At 72.0% G+C, this 19,880-nt stretch carries 13 protein-coding genes; 9 read left to right on the forward strand and 4 right to left on the reverse strand.

Annotated features, from left to right (window positions below):
* Positions 1 to 105: 105 nt before the first annotated feature.
* Positions 106 to 1,413, reverse strand: coding sequence for an N-acetylglucosamine kinase (locus tag ABZ806_RS32865; RefSeq protein WP_500221343.1), 1,308 nt, complete (start codon positions 1,411 to 1,413; stop codon positions 106 to 108).
* A 61-nt stretch (positions 1,414 to 1,474) separates the two neighbouring features.
* On the opposite strand from ABZ806_RS32865, the gene ABZ806_RS32870 reads away from it, so the two are divergent.
* Entirely contained in the window at positions 1,475 to 2,452 is a 978-nt protein-coding gene (locus tag ABZ806_RS32870; RefSeq protein ID WP_500221344.1) for a MurR/RpiR family transcriptional regulator, read from the forward strand.
* Entirely contained in the window at positions 2,449 to 3,345 is an 897-nt protein-coding gene (locus tag ABZ806_RS32875; protein ID WP_500221345.1) for an N-acetylmuramic acid 6-phosphate etherase, read from the forward strand. Before ABZ806_RS32870 ends, ABZ806_RS32875 begins: the two co-directional genes overlap by 4 nt.
* A 748-nt stretch (positions 3,346 to 4,093) precedes the next feature.
* On the opposite strand, the gene ABZ806_RS32880 is transcribed toward ABZ806_RS32875, so the two are convergent.
* Positions 4,094 to 5,290, reverse strand: coding sequence for an acyl-CoA dehydrogenase family protein (locus ABZ806_RS32880; RefSeq protein ID WP_500221346.1), 1,197 nt, complete (start codon positions 5,288 to 5,290; stop codon positions 4,094 to 4,096).
* Between the two features lie 60 nt (positions 5,291 to 5,350).
* Between ABZ806_RS32880 and ABZ806_RS32885 the strand changes: the two genes are divergently transcribed.
* The 5 genes from ABZ806_RS32885 (at position 5,351) to ABZ806_RS32905 (ending at position 11,706) form a co-directional block, all read left to right on the forward strand.
* Entirely contained in the window at positions 5,351 to 5,998 is a 648-nt protein-coding gene (locus ABZ806_RS32885; protein WP_500221347.1) for an HAD family hydrolase, read from the forward strand.
* Positions 5,999 to 6,022: 24 nt separating this feature from the next.
* Positions 6,023 to 6,526: a DUF6912 family protein gene (locus ABZ806_RS32890; protein ID WP_500221348.1), complete on the forward strand. Its 504-nt coding sequence runs from the start codon at positions 6,023 to 6,025 to the stop codon at positions 6,524 to 6,526.
* A gap of 101 nt (positions 6,527 to 6,627) precedes the next feature.
* Complete coding sequence (gene pruA / locus ABZ806_RS32895) at positions 6,628 to 8,259, forward strand: L-glutamate gamma-semialdehyde dehydrogenase (RefSeq protein WP_500221349.1); 1,632 nt, start codon at positions 6,628 to 6,630, stop codon at positions 8,257 to 8,259.
* A gap of 326 nt (positions 8,260 to 8,585) precedes the next feature.
* Positions 8,586 to 9,296, forward strand: a complete 711-nt coding sequence (locus tag ABZ806_RS32900) for an HAD family hydrolase (protein ID WP_500221350.1) — start codon at positions 8,586 to 8,588, stop codon at positions 9,294 to 9,296.
* Positions 9,297 to 9,750: 454 nt separating this feature from the next.
* Positions 9,751 to 11,706 carry an acetoacetate--CoA ligase gene (locus ABZ806_RS32905; protein WP_500221351.1) on the forward strand — a complete coding sequence of 652 codons (1,956 nt, stop codon included), beginning with the start codon at positions 9,751 to 9,753 and terminating at the stop codon, positions 11,704 to 11,706.
* 3 nt (positions 11,707 to 11,709) lie between these two features.
* Here ABZ806_RS32905 and ABZ806_RS32910 read toward each other — a convergent pair whose 3' ends face one another.
* On the reverse strand, positions 11,710 to 12,366 hold the full coding sequence (locus ABZ806_RS32910; protein ID WP_500221352.1) for a Uma2 family endonuclease: 657 nt from the start codon (positions 12,364 to 12,366) through the stop codon (positions 11,710 to 11,712).
* Positions 12,367 to 12,444: 78 nt separating this feature from the next.
* The gene (locus tag ABZ806_RS32915) at positions 12,445 to 13,041 is read right to left on the reverse strand and encodes a hypothetical protein (protein WP_500221353.1); all 597 of its coding nucleotides are present in this window, start codon (positions 13,039 to 13,041) and stop codon (positions 12,445 to 12,447) included.
* A 182-nt stretch (positions 13,042 to 13,223) separates the two neighbouring features.
* On the opposite strand from ABZ806_RS32915, the gene ABZ806_RS32920 reads away from it, so the two are divergent.
* Both ABZ806_RS32920 and ABZ806_RS32925 read left to right on the forward strand, forming a co-directional pair.
* Entirely contained in the window at positions 13,224 to 14,810 is a 1,587-nt protein-coding gene (locus ABZ806_RS32920) for a serine/threonine-protein kinase (protein ID WP_500221354.1), read from the forward strand.
* Between the two features lie 195 nt (positions 14,811 to 15,005).
* Positions 15,006 to 19,847, forward strand: coding sequence for an NAD-glutamate dehydrogenase (locus tag ABZ806_RS32925; RefSeq protein ID WP_500221355.1), 4,842 nt, complete (start codon positions 15,006 to 15,008; stop codon positions 19,845 to 19,847).
* The last annotated feature ends 33 nt before the right edge of the window (positions 19,848 to 19,880 follow it).

A 19,880-nucleotide genomic window follows, 5' to 3' on the forward strand; every position in this document is an offset into this window, starting at 1 on the left:
CCCCGGACTCGCAAGCGATTGCGAAATCTGTGGGGTCCATCGCGATGAACCGGACGGCCGCGGTGCCGTCCTCCGGTGGCCTGCGCCGCGCGCGGGCGGGGCGGCTCAGCCGGGCAGGGGATGGCCGAGGCGGCGCAGCGCCATCCCGGCCGCGCCGACGGCTCCGTCGCCGGCGCGGCGCGGCGCCTCGGCGAAGCGGTCGCGCAGCCCGGTGCGGACGGCCTCGGCGACGGGGCCTTCACGGAGCACCGAGCCGTGCATGACGACCGGTGCGCGGGGGTCGGACAGGGCCGGGCGCACCGCGTCGACGTCGCGCAGCAGCCACTGCGCGGCCTCCTCGGTGATGCGCCGGGCCACGGGATCGCCGGCGGCCGCGGCGGCGGCGACCACCGGCCCGAGCCGGCCGAGGGCGGCGGGCGGGCGGCCGTACACCTCCTTGATGATCGCCTGGGCGAGCCGCGGGTTGGGCGGCGTTCCGGGCAGTTCGGGATGCCCCGGCGAACCGGGGGCCGCCGGGTGTCCCGGCGGCCCCAGCGAGCCCGGCGGCCCGGTATGCCCGGCGTGGCCCGGCGGGCCCGGCGGGCCGTGCGAGCCGGTGCCGCCGCCGGGCGGCGGACTGGACCCGGACGGGGGATAGCGGTCGCCGGGGAGCAGGACGGCGGTTCCCGTCCCGGCCCCCGCCGGGGGTGCCCCTCCGGAGGCGAGGGTGGCGGCGTGCGGCAGCACGGAGACGCCCGGCGACGACCCCGAAGACGTCAAGGGGGCGCCGGCCATGGCCAGCGCCCTCGGACGTCGGGGTCTTCGCCGCTCCCCGTCGATCTCCGCGACCACGGTGGGGCCGAGGAGCGCGCGGGGAACCGAATCGGTGAGCAGCGTCGGGGAGCCGCGGCCGTCGTAGGCGGCGAGCGCCGCGCGGACGGCCTCCTTCCCGAGCCAGACCGCCGAACCCTCGTCCCCGACGAGCCAGCCGTAGCCGTCCGCGCGCTGCACGATCGTCCCGTCGCTGATGACCGCCGCGCCGGCGCCCGTGCCGGAGAACACCACGATGCCCTTGGGCTCGCTGGTCCCGGCGGCGAACGCCACCGCGATATCGGTCACCACCGCGGGCGAGCCGCGCAGCCCGACGGCCTGCCAGGCCTGCCGCGCCGCCGTGACGGCGGCGGGCCGGCCGGCCGAGCCGGCGCCGGCGATGCCGAACACGCCGGTGAGGATCAGGGTTCGGTCCAGGTCCCCGAGCGCTTCCCGCAGGGCGGTGGTCAGCGCCCCCGCGGTGTCGCCTCCGGAGTTGGGGTTGGCCCCCGGGCCGGTGCCGGAACCGGCCAGGGCACCCCCTAGCGTCAGCACGACGCAGCGGGTCTTCGTGCCACCCGCGTCGATACCGACCACGTAAGGACCGGCCAAATGGGTCAACACATGGCGACCGTAGCCTTTTCTACCGTTGACGTGACATCCTGTGCGTAAGAAAATTTCCTCCATGAGGAAACCCATCGGCCCCGACCAGGGCCCCGAGCGGGGGATCACGGGGGAGCACGGCGCACCACCGGAATCGGCGGCGTCCGGCAGGGACACCACACCGCTGAGCACCGTGGTGCGGGTCCGCTCGCTGCTGCCCTCGCTGCCCCCCGCCGAGCGACGAGTCGCGCAACGCGTCATCGACGACCCCGAAGGGGTCGCCAACTCCACCATCACCGAGCTCGCCCAGGCCTGCGGCACGTCCGAGACCACCGTCATCAGGTTCTGCCGCGCGATCGGCTTCCACGGCTACCCCGAGCTGCGGCTCACCCTCGCGACCGAGGCCGGACGGGCGCAGAGCGCGTCCGGCGGCCGCGTCATCGGCAGCGACATCAGCCCCGACGACTCGCTGGAGCAGATCGTCGAGAAGGTCACCTTCGCCGACGCGCGGGCCGTCGAGGAGACCGCCGCGCAGCTCGACATCAAGATGCTGGAACAGGTCGTGGACGCGGTCGTCGCCGCCGAGCGGGTCGACGTGTACGGCGTCGGCGCGAGCGCGTTCGTCGCGGCCGACTTCCAGCAGAAGCTGCACCGCATCGGCCGGGTGTGCTCGGCCTGGGCGGACGCGCACATCATGCTCACCAGCGCCGCCGTCCTCGGCAGCGGCGACGTCGCGATCGGCATCTCGCACACCGGCGCGACGGTGGAGACCATCGACGCGCTGGAGGTCGCGAAGACCCGGGGCGCCAAGACCGTGGCGCTCACCAACTTCCCGAAGTCCCCCATCGCGGAGGCGGCCGACCTGATCCTGACGACGGCCGCGCGGGAGACGACCTTCCGCTCCGGCGCCACCGCCAGCCGGCTGGCGCAGCTCACCGTGGTCGACTGCCTCTTCGTCGGAGTGGCGCAGCGCACCTACGGGCCGACCCGCAAGGCCCTGGAAGCCACATTCGAGGCGGTCCGCGGACGGACCGTGCGACCCGACCGGAGGCGTCGGTGATCGATTGCGAGCTCCCCACCGAGGGCCGGAACCCCCGGACCCTCGACGTCGACACGCTGCCGACCATGGAGGTGCTGCGACTGATCAACTCCGAGGACGCGGCCGTGCCGATGGTCGTCGCCACCGTCCTGCCGGAGATCGCCCGGCTGGTGGACCTCGCCGTCGCGTCGCTGCGCGCGGGCGGCCGCGTGCACTACTTCGGCGCCGGCACGTCCGGCCGGCTCGCGGTGCTGGACGCCGCCGAACTGCCGCCGACGTTCGGCATCTGGGGCCGGGTGGTCGCCCACCACGCCGGCGGGCCGGGCGCGCTGTCCCAGGCGGTCTCCGACGTGGAGGACGACGTCGAGCTCGGCCGCCGCGACGCCCGCGACGTCCGGCCCGGCGACGTCGCGATCGGCATCGCGGCGAGCGGGCGCACCCCGTACGTGGTGGGGGCGCTGCGCGCCGCCGCCGCGGTCGGGGCGCGCACCGCGCTGATCAGCTGCAACCCGCACACCCCCTACGGGGACGAGGTGGAGGTGCACATCGGCCTCGCCACCGGCCCCGAAGTGATCAGCGGATCCACCCGGATGAAGGCGGGCACGGCGACCAAGCTCGTGCTCAACTCCTTCTCCACCACGCTGATGATCAGGATGGGCCGCACCTACTCCAACCTGATGGTCAGCGTCAACGCGCTGAACTCCAAGCTGCGCGCCCGGCTGGTGCGCATCCTCACGGAGGCGACGGGCATGGACACCCGGACCTGCGAGAACGCGCTCACCGAGGCGGGGGGGAACACCCGCGTCGCGCTGGTCTCGCTGCTCGGCGAGGTGCCCGCGGCACGCGCGACGACCGTGCTGGAGGAGGCGGACGGCGGCGTCCGGGAGGCCCTGCAACGGCTGCGCTCAGCCTGACCACGACCGAACTGGACACCGACCAGCCACCCGCGCGCAGGCCCGGTGCATCGAAAAAGAGGAGACCGGGAACGGGCCGTGCAGGGCCCGCCCCCCGGCGGCCGAGTCCACCGACCAACCACGCACCCCCAGCGCCCGGCGAGGGAACCGCCCACACAGGCCCCGACCCGAAGAACCACCGACCGAAAACCGCCCGTACGGGCCCCAATACCCCCGAACGAAGAACCCGGAACCCGGCCGCGCAGAGCCGGCACCCGGGGGGCCCCGGAAACCGGCCGCGTAAACGGTCGAACCAGGAAGAGGGGCCCGACGACCGACCCCGCAGGCGATCGAACCGGGGAGAGGGACCGGGGATCGGCCGTGTAGGCCGGTGAATCAGAGAGGGAACCGGCGACGGGCCGCGCAGGCGGTTGAACCGGGGAGAGGGGGCCGGGGGTCGGCTGCCCGGTGCGGTGTCCACCAAGGTTCGCCGGGTGCGTTGATCTGCGGCGTGTTGTTGTTATGAGCGCGTGGAAAGCAACAACACGCCGCAGATCAACTATGTGGTAGCCCGGTCGGCGTCCGTGGACATCGCACTAGGCCGGTTGGGCGTTAGTCCGGAGGCCGTGGGGTGAGGGGGCCGGCGGACCGGGGGGCGGATCGGGGAGGCGGATCGGCGGGGGAGACGTCGGCCGATTGGGGGATCCGTGACCATGCGATCGTCTGCGCATCGATCGCGTGGTCACGGACACGTCCTGCTGGGGCGGGATCAGTGCTCGTAGCGGCGCAGTTCCTGGCGGGCGACGGTGCGGACGTGTACCTCGTCCGGACCGTCGAAGATCCGCATGGCGCGGACCCAGCTGTACATCGCGGCGAGCGGCGTGTCGTCGGATACCCCGGCGCCGCCGTGGATCTGGATCGCGCGGTCGAGCACCTCGTGGGTGATCCGCGGCACGACCACCTTGATCGCGGCGATCTCGGACCGGGCGCCCTTCGACCCGTGCCCGTCGATCAGCCAGGCGGTCTTCAGCGTGAGCAGCCGGGCCTGCTCGATCGCCATCCGCGACTCGGCTATCTGCTGCCGGACCACGCCCTGCTTGGCGAGCGGGCCGCCGAACGCGACCCGCTCGACGGCGCGCCGGCACATCAGCTCCAGCGCCCGCTCGGCCATGCCGAGCGCCCGCATGGCGTGGTGGATGCGGCCGGGCCCGAGCCGCGCCTGCGCGATCATGAACCCGTCGCCCTCCGCGGCGATCAGGTTGGACACCGGCACCCGGACGTCCTCGAACAGGATCTCCGAGTGGCCGTGCTGGTCCTGGTAGCCGAACACCGGCAGATGCCGGACGATCGTCAGCCCCGGGGCGTCGCGGGGCACCAGCACCTGCGACTGCTGCCGGTGGACGGGCCCGTCCGGGTCCGTCTTGCCCATCACGATGAAGATCTTGCAGCGCTCGTCGGCGGCGCCGGTGATGAACCACTTGCGGCCGTTGATCACGTACTCGTCGCCGTCCCGGACGATCGAGGTCGTGATGTTGGTGGCGTCGGACGAGGCGACCTCGGGCTCGGTCATCGCGAACGCGCTGCGGATCTCGCCGTTCAGCAGCGGCTCCAGCCACTGCCGCTTCTGCTCGTCCGTCCCGAACATGTGCAGTACTTCCATGTTCCCGGTGTCGGGCGCGGCGCAGTTGACCGCCTCCGGCGCGAGGTCGGGCGACCGGCCGGTCAGCTCCGCGAGCGTCGCGTACTCCAGGTTCGTCAGCCCGGACACGTCCGGCAGGAAGAGGTTCCACAGCCCGCGCCTGCGCGCCTCCGCCTTCAACTCCTCGACGACCGGCGGCAGCGCGTGCGGGTCGTTCTCCGCCCGCCATGCCGCGTACACCGGTTCCGCCGGGTAGACGAACCCGTCCATGAACTCCTGGAGGCGTTCCTGGTACTCGCGTGCCTTCGGGCTGAGTTCGAAGTCCATGCGCGCATTCTGGCAGAACGAGATTCGGTCGATGGGGCCGGGATCGCCTACCATCGGGCCGTGCCCTCCGAACGACCGGTCAAAGCCGTCATCACCGACTGGGGCGGCGTGCTGACGTCCCCCCTCGCCGACGCCATCGCCGTCTGGCTCGCCGCCGACCGCATCGACGCCGAGCACTACAAGAACGTCATGCGCGCCTGGGTGAAGCAGGCCTACGACGGCGCCGGGACGAACCCGATCCACGGGCTGGAGGACGGCTCCCTCGCCGTCGCCGAGTTCGAGCGCCTCCTCGCCGGCGAACTGCTCACCGTGGACGGCGGCCCGGTCGAGGCCGCCGGCCTCATCGCCCGCATGTTCGGCGCGTTCGCCCCGGTAGAGCCGATGTACGCCGCGCTCCGCGCCGCCCGCGCCGCCGGGACCCGCACCGCGCTGCTGTCCAACTCGTGGGGCAACGACTACCCGCGCGACCTGTTCGCCGACCTGTTCGACGCCGTCGTGATCTCCGCCGAGGTCGGCATGCGCAAGCCCGACGAGCGCATCTTCAGGCACGCCCTGGACCTCCTCGGCCTGGACGCCGCCGAATGCGTCTTCATCGACGACATCGAGCACAACATCCGGGCCGCCGAGGCCCTCGGCATCCGCGGCATCCACCACACCGCCCCCGACACCACGATCGCCGAACTGCGCGTCCTGAACCTCCTGCCCTGACGGTCTGGCAGACTGCTGACCGTCATGCGCGTCTATCTGCCGTCCACGCTGCCGCTTCTCGCCGGCGTCCACGCCGCGCGGGAGGTCGGCCCCGCGCCGCTCGCCGCCCACGCGGTCACGCCCGCGCTCCGCGAGTGGTACGCGAGCGGCGACCTGGAGGAGCTGGAGTACGCGGCGATGACCGCCGCCGCCCGCGCCTCCCTCCGCCTCCTCGCCGCCGACCCGTCCGCCGCGCGCCGCCGCGTCGTCCTGGCCGCCGAGGTGCCCGACACCGCCATCACCTGGTCCAACACGGACCTGGGCAACGGCGACCGCGCCCTGGTCGAACTCTCCACGACCATCCCGTGGAAGAAGATCGCCTCAGGCCACGTAGACGACCCCGGCGCCGTCCCCGACATAACCGCCGCGGTCGAAGCCCTCACCGCCGCCGACACCGGCGACGAAGACGCCCGCTTCACCGTGGACGGCGCGGAGGGCCACGACCTCCTCTGGTACGCCACCCAGGAACTCCCCGACCTCCTTCCCTGACCCGCCGTCTCGGGCGTCTGCTTGGGCGAGTCGATATTTCGGTTGTGGCGGGTAGGTGCCCGGCAGGTCGACAACGTTGTCGGAGCGCAGGGAGCCGTGGGATGGACGCCGTCACGAACGTGCCGATACCGGTGAACGAGCCCGTCAAGGGGTATGCGCCGGGCAGTGCGGAGCGGGCCGCGCTGGAAGCGCGGATCAAGGAGCTCGGCGGGACGCAGACCGAGTTGGCGATGACGATCGCCGGGGAGCGGCGCATGGGCGCGGGCACCCCCATCGACGTGGTGGAGCCGCACAACCGCGCGCACGTCCTCGGGCGCATGGGCGACGCCACCGAGGCGGACGTCGCCGAGGCCGTCATCGCGGCGGAGGAGGCCGCGCCCGCGTGGCGGTCCATGGCGTTCGACGACCGCGCCGCGATCTTCCTGCGCGCCGCCGAGCTGCTCGCCGGGCCGTGGCGGGCCACGCTGAACGCCGCCACGATCCTCGGCCAGTCCAAGTCGGTGCAGCAGGCCGAGATCGACGCCGCCTGCGAGCTGATCGACTTCTGGCGGTTCAACGTCGGGTACGCGCGGCGGATCCACGAGCAGCAGCCGCTGTCGCCGCCGGGCGTGTGGAACCGGCTGGAGTACCGGCCGCTGGAGGGCTTCGTCCTCGCCATCACCCCGTTCAACTTCAGCGCGATCGCCGGGAACCTGCCGACCTCGGCCGCCTTGATGGGCAACGTCGTGGTCTGGAAGCCGTCCCCGACGCAGCAGCTCGCCGCGCACTTCACGATGCGGCTGCTGGAGGCCGCCGGGCTGCCGCCCGGTGTGATCAACATGGTGACCGGGAACGGGCGGGCGGTGTCCAATGTGGCGCTGCGGCACCCCGACCTCGCCGGGCTGCACTTCACCGGGTCGGTCGCCACGTTCCAGGCCCTCTGGCGGACGATCGGCGAGAACATCTCCGGCTACAAGGGCTACCCGCGGATCGTCGGCGAGACCGGCGGCAAGGACTTCGTGGTCGCGCACCCGTCCGCCGACCCCGCCGTGCTGAAGACGGCGCTCGTCCGCGGCGCGTTCGAGTACCAGGGGCAGAAGTGCTCCGCCGCGTCCCGCGCGTACATCCCGCGTTCCGTCTGGGACCGCATACGGGACGACTTCTGCGCCGAGACCGAGGCCCTCACCATGGGCAACGTCGCCGAGGACCTGTCCGTGTTCATGGGCGCCGTCATCGATGACCGCGCGTTCGCCAAGCACCGCGCGGCGATCGAACGCGCCCGCGGCATCGACACCATGAAGATCCTGACCGGCGGGGAACTGGACGACTCGCGCGGCTACTTCGTCCGCCCGACCGTCCTGGAGTCGTCGGACCCGACCGACGAGATCTTCACCCGCGAGTACTTCGGCCCGATCCTCGGCGTGCACGTCTACGACGACGGCGACTACGACACCGTCCTCACCCAGATGGAGGGCGTCTCCGAGTACGGTCTCACCGGCGCGATCATCGCCGAGGACCGTGCGGCTGCCGCCGAGGCCACCGAGAAGCTCCGGTTCGCCGCCGGGAACTTCTACATCAACGACAAGCCGACCGGTTCGATCGTGGGCCAGCAGCCGTTCGGCGGTGCCCGCGCCTCCGGCACCAACGACAAGGCCGGCTCCATCTTCAACCTCACCCGCTGGACGAGCGTCCGCTCCATCAAGGAGACCTTCGTCCCGCCGACGGACTACCGCTACCCCCACATGGGCCCCTGACGCCGCCCGCCGGGCACGCCCCAAGGAGGTCGGTCGGTCATGACGCATGGTTCGTTGCCGCCTTTCTCCGCACCGCCGGCCACGGCCGCGTGCGGGCAGCCGTGGCGGCGTATCCGCCCGGTCACGAAGGCGACCGGCCCGCGCGCCCAGCCGGTTGTGGGCGGGGGTGAGGTGTTGCTTCGGGGGTTGGGGGGTGGGTGCTCGGGTTTCGGCGTGCACGGGCGGTTGCGGTGGGGGCGTGGAGGTCGGACGATAAGGTCGCTCACCGTGGCGAGTGCCGGGTCCGCGCGCCCGCCCACGCTCCTCCGACCGCGCATGGGAACGGGATGTCGACGCTGAACCGTCTGGTGCTGTGGAACATCGATCACACCCTGGTCGACGTCGGGCGGGTCACCCGGGACGCCTACGCCGAGGCGTTCCAGCGCACGATCGGGCGGCCGCTCGTCCGGCTCGCGCCCACCCCCGGGCGCACCGAGTCCGAGATCATCTTCGAGACGCTGGCGTTCAACGACGTCGTCACCACCGATGACCACCTGCCCGCGTTCTTCGACGCGCTCGCGGAGGCGTTCGCGTCCCGGCGCGCCGACCTGCGCGCCCACGGGCGGGTCCTGGCCGGTGCCGGGGAGGCCGTCGAGGCGCTCGCGCACGTCCCCGGCGTGGTGCAGTCCGTGCTGACTGGATCCATCCAGCCGAACGCCGTGCTGAAGGTCCGGGAGTTGGGCCTCGCGAACCGCCTCGACCTGGGCGCGGGCGGCTACGAGAACGGCGTCTACAGCAAGGCCGCCCTCCTCGAACTGGCCCGCACCCGCGCCGGCGACCGGCACGGGACGAGCTACCCCGAGGCCGCGACCGTGTACATCGCCGACTCGCCCCGCGACATCCAGGCGGCCCACATCGCCGGCTCCCCGATCATCGCGGTCGCCACCGGCAGCGCCACCGAGGCCGAACTCCGCGCCGCCGGCGCCGAGACCGTCCTCGCCACGCTCGCCGATACCAACGCCGTGGTCACCGCCGTGGCCGACCTCACCCGTCTCTGATCCCCGCCGGGCGGCGATGCGGCGCACCGCGTCGGGCGTGCGGCGCACCGCGCTGGACGTGCGGTGCACTGCGCTGGACGTGCGGTGCACCGCGTCGGGCGTGCGGCGCGCCGCGTCGGGTGCGCGTTGGACGCTGTGCAGACCGGGCATCGGTCGTGGTTTCGCATTGATGGGCCTGCTCCCTCCTCGTGTAGGTGCCCTCCAGTCTCCGGCGCCCCGGAGACCACCGGAACTGGAATTCGGTTCTGTGGATAACCGGTTTGTGTGGTCGGCGGGCATAGGAGAGGCAGTTGATGTGTGGCCGGCGGCGGTTGCCCCCGGGTGGGCCTTCGCCTGGGATAGGGCGGGGCGCCGAACGCGTAGCGGCGGGTGGAACGGGCAGGTTGCGCGGTGTGCGGGGCCGGGCCGATATTGGGATGGCCGCGCGCCGTGGCGCGGCAGGGGAGGGAACGAGATGGCCGGTGGGGTTTCCGAGGGTTCGGCGCTGTGGGAGCCGTCGGAGGAGGTCGTCGCGGACGCGCGGGCGACCCGGTTCGTCCACTGGCTGTGGGAGCGGGGCGTCCGCGCGGAGTCCTACGACGAGCTCTGGAACTGGTCGGTCACGGAGGTTGACGCGTTCTGGGACGCGATCTGGTCGTACTTCGGCGTCGTCGGCGAGCGCGGTGACGGCCCCGTCCGGACGGGCGGCCCCATGCCGGTGGACGGCCTCAGGTGGTTCCCCGGCGCGACCGTCAACTACGCCGCGAACGCGCTGCGGCGGGCCGGCGAGACCCCGGACGAGACGGCGGTGATCTTCCGGTCGGAGGCCGGCGGGCACCGGGTGCTGACCTACCGGGAGCTGGCGCTGCACGTGGCGGAGGTCCGCGCGGGCCTCGCCGACCTGGGCGTCGGCAGGGGCGACCGGGTCGCCGCCTACGTCCCGAACATCCCCGAGGCGCTGATCTGCTTCCTGGCGGCGGCGTCGCTCGGCGCGATCTGGTCGTCGTGCTCGCCCGACTTCGGATCGTCCTCGGTCATCGACCGGTTCGCGCAGATCGAGCCGAAGGTCCTGATCGCCGTGGACGGCTACGCCTACAACGGCAAGCGGTTCGACCGGCGCGAGATCGTCGGCGAGATCGAGGCGGCGCTGCCCAGCCTGGCCGCGACCGTCCTGATCCCGTACCTCGACCCGGCCGCGACGCCCGACGGGCTGCGGGTGGGCATGCACTACGGCGAACTGCCCCGGCCCGACTGCGACGCGCTGGAGTTCGAGGACGTCCCGTTCGACCACCCCCTGTGGGTCGTCTACTCGTCCGGGACGACGGGTCTGCCCAAGCCGATCGTCCACGGGCACGGCGGTGTGGTCCTCGAACACCTCAAGGCCCTGTCGTTCCACCAGGACCTCGGCCCCGAGGACGTCTTCTTCTGGTTCACCACCACCGGCTGGATGATGTGGAACTACCTCATCGGCGGCCTCCTGGTGGGCTCCACCATCGTCATGTACGACGGCGCCCCGCTCGACCTGTGGTCGCTGGCCGCCGAGAACGGCGTCACCTACATGGGTGTGGGTGCGCCCTACATCACGGCGTCCGCGAAGGAGGGCCGCCGCCCCGGCGAGGAGCACGACCTGTCCGGGCTGCGCGGCATCGGCTCCACCGGCTCGCCGCTCCCGCCCGAGGGCTTCGCGTGGGTCTACGACGCTGTCGGCAAGGACCTGCTGCTCGGCTCCTTCTCCGGCGGAACCGACCTGTGCACCGGCTTCGTCGGCCCGTCGCCACTGCTTCCGCTGCGCGCCGGGGTCATCCAGTGCCGCGGCCTCGGCGCCAAGGTCGAGGCGTTCGCCGAGGACGGCAAACCGGTCGTGGACGAGGTCGGCGAACTCGTCATCACCGAACCGATGCCGTCCATGCCGGTGTACTTCTGGAACGACGAGAACGGCAACCGCTACCGCGACTCCTACTTCGACATGTACCCCGGCGTGTGGCGGCACGGCGACTGGATAAAGATCCTGCCGGGCGGCGGCTGCGTCATCTACGGCCGCTCCGACTCCACCCTCAACCGCGGCGGCGTCCGCATGGGCACGTCCGACTTCTACCGGGTCGTCGAGGCGTTCGAGGAGATCGCCGACAGCCTCGTCATCGACACCGGCCGCCTCGGGCAAGAGGGCCGGCTGCTCCTGTACGTACAGCTCGCCGAGGGCGCGGACCTCACCGATGAACTGGTGCAGAACCTCCGGCGTGAGATCCGGTCGTCGCTGTCGCCCCGGCACGTCCCGGACGAGATCACCGCCGTCCCCGGCATCCCGCGCACACTGTCGGGCAAGAAGCTGGAGGTCCCCGTCCGCAAGATCCTCCAGGGCACCCCGGTCGACCGGGCCGCCAACCGCGACTCCATGGCCAACCCCGAGGTCCTCACCCACTTCACCCCGTAGCGATCACTCGTTCCAGGGCTCCCAGAGTTCCGTGCTGATCTCGAAGCCGAGCGGCTCTGGGAGCCGGACGACGTCACCGAACTTCCAGGTCTGCAGGACCTCGTACGTGCCCGCCCGTAGGTCCGGCTCACCGTAGAGGGTGACCCCGGGCATGCGCGGGTCACGGTCGATGAGCAGGTAGAACGGGATGCCGGAACGGGCATAGCCGCTCCACTTCGTGGTGGCATCGTGCAGGAGCTTCGGTGGCCGGTCGTCTTTCGCGTTGGACGGCGAGGTGACCTCGATGACCGCTTCGACCTCGTTCGGCAGCAGCCGCTTGGCCTTGCGGCGCCGAGTGTCCAGACGTGTCTCCCTGTCGAGGATGTTGAGGTCGGGAACGCAGCCTTGCTCGGCGGGAACCAGGTTCAGGTCACTCGTACGCGCCGCTGTCCAAGGGAAGGCGGGGTCGGCGGTCCGTGCGTCGTGCAGCGCATCGTGGATGTCGTCCAGGATGTAGTTGTGGTCCAGCGTTGGACTGGGGGACACGACGATTTCTCCTCCGACGACCTCGACCCGGCTGCCGTCCTTCGGGAGGCCGATCGCGTCGGCGAGTTCTCCCCGCACCCACAGGGCATACGGGGTGTCCGACAGCGTGTAACGCGCGACGGCCGCAACTGCCATGACACTGAGCTCCCTCGTAGCGACAGACGGTGACATCATACGGGCGAGATATCCTCAGCGTACCGAGAATGTGGAAGATCAGCGGGTGCGGGAGGCGGCGTAGGCGAGGATGTCGCGGCGGCGGTAGAGGCGGCGGACGCGGCCGCCGCGCAGCGGCTCCACCTGGGCCGGTTCCGGCCAGCCGGCGGGCGGGCGCCCGGCGTACACGGTGACGCTCGTCTGGGCGAGGCCGAGGATGCGGGCCGCGTCCGCCAGCGTGACGAGGTCGTCGGGGTCTTCGGCGGCGGGACGGTCACCGAGGCCGCGGTACCAGGACGTCCAGGCGGCCTCGTCCCAGTACATGGCCTTGCCGGACCGGTGGGCGACGTCGGGATGGCCGTTGGCGGCCCGGTCCGCCCACAGCTGCTTGAGGCGGTGGCGGCTGACGCCGTGCCGGGCCGCCAGCTCGTCGCGCGTCGCGAGGCCCGGCGGGACGTCGCGGAGGCGGTGCGCGGCGTACCAGCGGTCCCACTCGCCGGCGTCCCAGGCGAGCTGGGAGCCGACCGTCCCGGCCGGTTCGGGATGGCCGTTGGACGCGCGTTCGCGGTACCACTTCTCCAGCGTGCTGCGCCCGAGCCCGTGCTCGGCCATGAGGTCGGCGCGCGTGTGGACGCGGCGCCCGTCGAGCGTTGACATGCCCCCAGTCTCGCTTGTGTGACATCGTGCGCGGCGGTATCGCTGTGGGAAGTGACGCCATTAGGGTGGTACCCCGCCGGATCGGGTGAACTTCCCTCGGGGGTCGGGCGTCACACAGTCGGAGGGTGATCCGGGCCCGGAATCAGGCGGCCCGTCGATCGAGGAGAGGGACGGTTCCACGCATGGAGGTTGGGGCGCTGCGATCCGGTGACCCGGATCGGCTGGGGTCGTACGCCCTGATCGGCAGGGTGGGCGAGGGCGGTCAGGGCACGGTGTTCCTCGGCGTGGACGAGGACGGCCGGCAGGTCGCGATCAAGCTGCTGCACGCCGAGCTGACCTCCGACGAGCGGGCGCGCGCCCGGTTCCTGCGGGAGCTGGAGGTCGCCAAGCAGGTCGCGCCGTTCTGCACGGCCCAGGTGATCGACGCGGACGCGGACGGCGACCGCCCCTACATCGTCAGCGAGTACGTGCCGGGCCCGTCGCTGAACCAGCAGGTCCTGGACGCGGGCCCGCTCGACGGCGCGGCGCTGGACCGGCTCGCCGTCGGCACCGCGACGGCGCTCGCGGCCATCCACCAGGCCAAGATCGTCCACCGCGACTTCAAGCCGCACAACGTGCTGATCGGCCCGGACGGCCCGCGCGTCATCGACTTCGGCGTCGCCCGCGCGATCAGCGGCGCGACCACGCTCACCAGCCGGGTGATCGGCACCCCGTCCTACATGGCGCCCGAGCAGATCAGCGGCGACGAGGTCGGCACGCCCGCGGACGTGTTCTGCTGGGCGGCGACGCTGGTGTTCGCCGCGACCGGGGAGCCCCCGTTCGGGCAGGACACCATCCCCGCCGTGATCAACCGGATCCTGCACGAGGAGCCCGACCTCGGCGACCTCGGCGGGGCGCTGCGCGAACTGGTGCTCGACTGCCTGGAGAAGGACCCGGAGCTGCGGCCCGGCGCGCGGCAGGTGCTGATGCGGCTGCTCGGGCACGAGGAGAGCGCGGGACGCCCCGCGCCGCGGTCCAGCGGCACCGACGAGACCGCGATGCTCGCGGCCGGGTCCGTGCGCGCCGCCGAGGCCGACGACGAGCTGTTCGACCCGGACCCGGTGTTCGGCGACGACCCGGTCTTCGACGACGATGACGCCGCCGGCGAGTTCGACGGCTCGGAGATCCCGGCCGCCGTGTTCCAGGACGCGGGCGCGCCGGTGGAGACCGACCCGGCCGCCCGCGAGGACGAGCGGCTGCCCGCACCGGCCGGGTGGGGCGCCGACAGTACGCTGCCGCCCGACCTCGTCACGGTGGGGGAGCAGGGCGGCCCGGACGGCCGCGGCGGGCTGCGGCACGCGCTCGCCGGTTCCGGACGTTCCGCCGCGCTCGCGGGCGCCGCCGCGCTGTTCGTCGCGATCGTGGTGGTCTCGTCCGTGCTGATGCTCGGTTCCGGCGACAACGGCAAGGCCGGGCAGAAGGTCAGCGACCCGAGCGCGCCGCCCGGGTCGAGCAGCGTGATGCCGAGCATGGCGCCGCCGACGACGCACCGGCCGGAGCAGCGGACGACGGGCCCGGCGTACACGCAGAGCCCGACCGGGTCCCCGTCGCCGTCCGAGACCCCGACGCCGTCCGGCAGCCCGACGCAGCCGGATACGCCGACGGCGACCACGCCCACGAAGTCGTCGCCGCCGCCGGTCGAGCCCACCGATCCCACGCCGGACCCGCCGGACCCGCCCGATCCGTCCGGCACTCCGGGGCCGGGCACCGGCCAGGTGAACAGCGGCTGACGTCCCCGTTCTGATACGACGGGCATGGGAACCGGTCGCAGTGGCCGGCCGCCCTGGCAGGGGTGGGCCGGCAGGGTGGCGTAGGCCACGTTGGGCTTGCTGCTCGGCAGGTCGGCTTTGCGGTGATTCCTGGCTACGCTCGTGAAGTGAGCGGCGCCACAACGAGGTGGCGAAGGGTCTCAAGGGGAGTTGTTGATGAGCGGCATGCTCGATCAAGCGAAGGACGACCTGCTCCGGCGGGCCGCTGAGACGTGCGCGCAGCGCCCGGGGGCGCGCGACGGGGACGTGGCGGAGGTCGTCGACTACCTCCGCCTCTACTACCGGCAGGTCGCCCACGAGGACCTGCTGGCGCGCGACCCGGCCGACATCGGCGGCCCGGCGATGGCGCACCGGGTCCTCGGCGAGGAGCGCCCGCAGGGGCGGGCGAAGGTGCGCGTCTTCACGCCGACGGTGGAGGAGTGCGGCTGGGACCCCGGCCACACCGTCGTCCAGGTCGTCACCGACGACATGCCGTTCCTGGTCGACTCGGTGACGATGGAGCTGACCCGGCACCAGCTGACCACGCACCTGATCGTCCACCCGCTGCTCGGCGTCGACCGCGACGTCGCCGGCCACCTGAAGGCGTTCCGCCATAAGCTGGACAGCGACGCCGACGTCGACGAGTCCTGGATCCACATCGAGGTGGACCGCACCAGCGACCGCGCCGTCCTCGACGCGCTGGAGAGCGACCTGCTCCGCGTCCTGCAGGACGTCCGGGTCGCCTTCGAGGACGAGGCCAAGATGCGCGCCCGCGCCGGCGAGATCGCCGCCGCGATCAAGGAGAAGCGGCCCCCGCTGCCGGACAAGGAGCTCGCCGAGGGCGTCGAGCTGCTCGACTGGCTGCGCGACGGGCACTTCACCTTCCTCGGCTACCGCGACTACACGCTCACCGGCGACGGCACGGCGCTGCGGCCCGAGCCGGGCACGGGCCTCGGCCTGCTGCGCAGCGACAAGCGCGAGTCCGACAGCTTCGCCGCGCTGCCGCCCGAGGTCCGCGAGCGGGCGACGGAGAAGCACCTGCTGGTGCTGACGAAGGCGAACTCGCGCTCCACCGTCCACCGGCCCCTGTACCTCGACTACATCGGGGTGAAGAAGTTCGGCGACGCCGGCGAGGTCGTCGGCGAGCGCCGCTTCCTCGGCCTGTTCACGCACGTCGCCTACAGCGAGTCGATCGCGCACGTGCCCGTCCTGAAGCGCAAGCTGGACGAGGTGCTGGAACTCGCCGGGTTCACCCGCGACAGCTACGACGGCCAGGACCTCGTCGAGGTGCTGGAGAGCTACCCGCGCGACGAGCTGTTCCAGATCTCCGTCGACGACCTGCTGAAGATCTCGCTCGGCGTGCTGCGGCTGCGGGAGCGCCGCCAGCTGAAGCTGTTCCTCCGCAAGGACCTGTACGGCCGCTTCATGTCGTGCATGGTGTACCTGCCGCGCGACCGCTACACCACCAAGGTCAGGCTCCGCATCCAGGACCTGCTGAAGCAGGCGTTCGAGGGCGTCAGCGTCGACTACAGCGCGAACGTGACCGAGTCGCTGCTCGCGCGGCTGCACGTCGTCGTCCGCGGCGAGCGCGGCCGCCCGCTGCCGAACGTGGACGTCGCCGAACTGGAGGAGCGGCTCGCGAACGCCACCCGCTCCTGGGAGGACGACCTCGCCGACGCGGTCGTCGAGCAGTGCGGAGAGGAACGTTCCGGGACGCTCGGCCGCGCGTTCGGGGAGGCGTTCCCCGAGGGCTACAAGGCCGACTTCCCCGCCCGCACCGCCGTCGCCGACCTGCGCCGCCTCGACGAGCTCGGCGCGGACGGCGACACCTCCATCAACCTGTACGAGCCGTTCAGCGCCGAGCCGGGCGAGCGGCGGCTGAAGATCTACCGGCTGGGCGAGCCGATCTCGCTGTCCCGGGTGCTGCCGCTGCTGCAGAACATGGGCGTCGAGGTGATAGACGAGCGCCCGTACGAGATCCGCACCTCCGACGACCGCCGGTTCTGGATCTACGACCTCGGGCTGCGGTACGTCCCGCCGGCGGACGTCGCCGAGGAGGCCATCAAGGACCTCTTCCAGGACGCGTTCACGGCGCTGTGGCGCGGCGAGATCGAGAACGACGGGTTCAACGCGCTCGTCCTGCACGTCGGGCTGAACTGGCGCGAGGCGATGATCCTGCGCGCCTACGCCATGTACCTGCGGCAGACCGGCATGGCGTTCTCCAAGCGGTACGTGGAGCAGGTGCTGCTGCGCAACGCCTCCATCACCCGGCTGGTCGTCCGGCTGTGGGAGTCCCGCCTCGACCCGTCCCTGCAGGGCGGCGAGGAGGAGCGCAGCGCCGGCATCACCGAGGAGCTCCAGGGCAAGCTCGACGACGTCGCCAGCCTCGACGAGGACCGCATCCTCCGCGCCTACCTGGCGCTCGTCCAGGCGACGCTGCGCACGAACCACTACCAGGGCAAGCCGTACCTGGCGATGAAGTTCGACCCGGCGCGCATCCCGGACCTGCCGCAGCCGCGTCCCGTGTACGAGATCTTCGTGTACTCGCCGGAGGTCGAGGGCGTGCACCTGCGGTTCGGGTCGGTGGCGCGCGGCGGGCTCCGCTGGTCGGACCGGCGCGAGGACTTCCGCACCGAGATCCTCGGCCTGGTCAAGGCGCAGGCGGTGAAGAACACCGTCATCGTCCCGGCGGGCGCGAAGGGCGGCTTCGTCGGCAAGCAGCTCCCCGACCCGGCCGCCGACCGGGAGGCGTGGCAGAAGGCCGGCATCGCCTGCTACAAGGACTTCATCTCCGGCCTGCTCGACCTGACCGACAACCTCGTGGACGGCAAGGTCGTCCCGCCGCCGAACGTCGTCCGCCACGACGGCGACGACACCTACATGGTCGTCGCCGCCGACAAGGGCACCGCGACGTTCTCCGACATCGCCAACGGCGTCGCCGCCGAGTACGGGTTCTGGCTCGGCGACGCGTTCGCGTCCGGCGGGTCCGTCGGCTACGACCACAAGGCGATGGGCATCACCGCCCGCGGCGGCTGGGAGTCGGTGAAGTACCACTTCCGGGCGCTCGGCAAGGACGTCCAGAACGAGGACTTCACCGCCGTCGGCATCGGCGACATGTCCGGGGACGTGTTCGGCAACGGGATGCTGCTGTCGGAGCACATCCGGCTGGTCGCCGCGTTCGACCACCGGCACGTCTTCATCGACCCCGACCCGGACGCCGCCGCGTCGTTCGCCGAGCGCCGCCGCCTGTTCGAGCTGCCGCGCAGCAGCTGGGCCGACTACGACACCGCGCTGATCTCCAAGGGCGGCGGGATCTTCCCCCGCACCGCCAAGTCGATCCAGGTCACCCCGCAGATCCGGGCCGCGCTCGGCATCGCGGACGGCGTGAAGGCGCTGACCCCGTACGAGCTGATCCGGGCCGTCCTCAAGGCGCCCGTGGACCTGCTCTGGAACGGCGGCATCGGCACCTACATCAAGTCGTCGCTGGAGAACAACGCCGAGGTCGGCGACAAGGCCAACGATCCGGTCCGGGTGGACGGCGCCGACCTGCGCTGCAAGGTCGTCGGCGAGGGCGGCAACCTCGGCGTGACCCAGCTCGGCCGCATCGAGTTCGCGCGCGGCGGCGGCATCATCAACACCGACTTCATCGACAACTCCGCCGGCGTCGACACCTCCGACCACGAGGTCAACATCAAGATCCTGCTCGACCAGGTCGTGCGGGACGGCGAGCTGACCGGCAAGCAGCGCGAGGGCCTGCTCTACGAGATGACCGACGAGGTCGGGCGGCTCGTCCTGCGCGACAACTACGCGCAGAACGTGGTGCTCGCCGCGTCCCGCGCGCAGGCGCCCTCGATGCTGCACGTCCACGCCCGGTACATGCGCAAGCTGGAGCGCGACGGGCGGCTCAGCCGGCACCTGGAGTTCCTGCCGGACGACAAGGCGCTCGCGGAGCGGCGGCAGTCCGGGCTCGGGCTGACCGGCCCGGAGTTCTCCGTCCTGCTCGCCTACGCCAAGCTCGCGCTGGACGCCGAGATCGTCGCCTCCGACCTTCCCGACGACCCCTACCTGGAGTCGTGGCTGGTCGACTACTTCCCGAGCCCGCTGCGCGAGCGGTTCCGCACCTACATGGACCGGCACGCCCTGCGCCGCGAGATCATCGCCACGGCCGTGGTGAACGACGTGGTCAACGCGAGCGGCTCCACGTTCGTGTTCCGGATGAACGAGGAGACGGGCGCGTCGGCGTCCGACATCTCCCGCGCCTACCTCGTCGCCCGCGACGTGTTCCAGATGCCGCGCTTCTGGGCCGCGGTGGAGGGCCTGTCCCACCAGGTGGAGGAGTCGACGCAGATCGCGATGCTGCTGGAGGCGCGGAAGCTGACCGAGCGCGCCGCCCGCTGGCTGCTGCACAACCGGCGGCCCCCGTTCGACATAAGGGAGAGCATCGACTTCTTCAGCGGCGGCGCCGCGACCCTCGGCGCGCAGGCGTCGAAGCTGCTCGTCGGCCTCGACCTGGCCGCGTTCGAGCAGCGCCGCGACGGGTTCGCCGAACTCGGCGTGCCGGACGAGCTGGCCGAGCAGTGCGCCGCGTTCGTCCCGGCCTACTCCACGTTCGACCTGGTCGGCGTCGCGCACGACACGGGCCGCCCGGTGGAGGAGGTCGCCGAGGTCTACTTCGACCTGGCCGACCGCCTCCAGCTGTCCCGGCTGCGGGAACGCATCATCGCGCTGCCCCGCGACGACAAGTGGCGCACGCTGGCGCGCTCCGCGCTCCGCGACGACCTGTACGCGGCGCACTCGGCGCTCACCCGGGACGTCCTGATCACCAGCGAGCCCGGCGGACGCCCCGAGGAGCGCATGATCCTCTGGGCGGACAAGAACAAGCCGGCCGTCCAGCGCGCCCAGCAGACGCTGAGCGAGATCTGGGAGAGTGACAGCTTCGACCTGGCCACCCTCTCGGTGGCCCTGGGCGCGATCCGCACCCTGGTCACGGCCAGCTCGCTGCCCACGGCCGAAGCGTAAGAGGCCACTGGCGCCCGTCCCGCTCCCGGGACG

Source organism: Spirillospora sp. NPDC047418 (assembly GCF_040643275.1).
GTDB lineage: Bacteria > Actinomycetota > Actinomycetes > Streptosporangiales > Streptosporangiaceae > Spirillospora.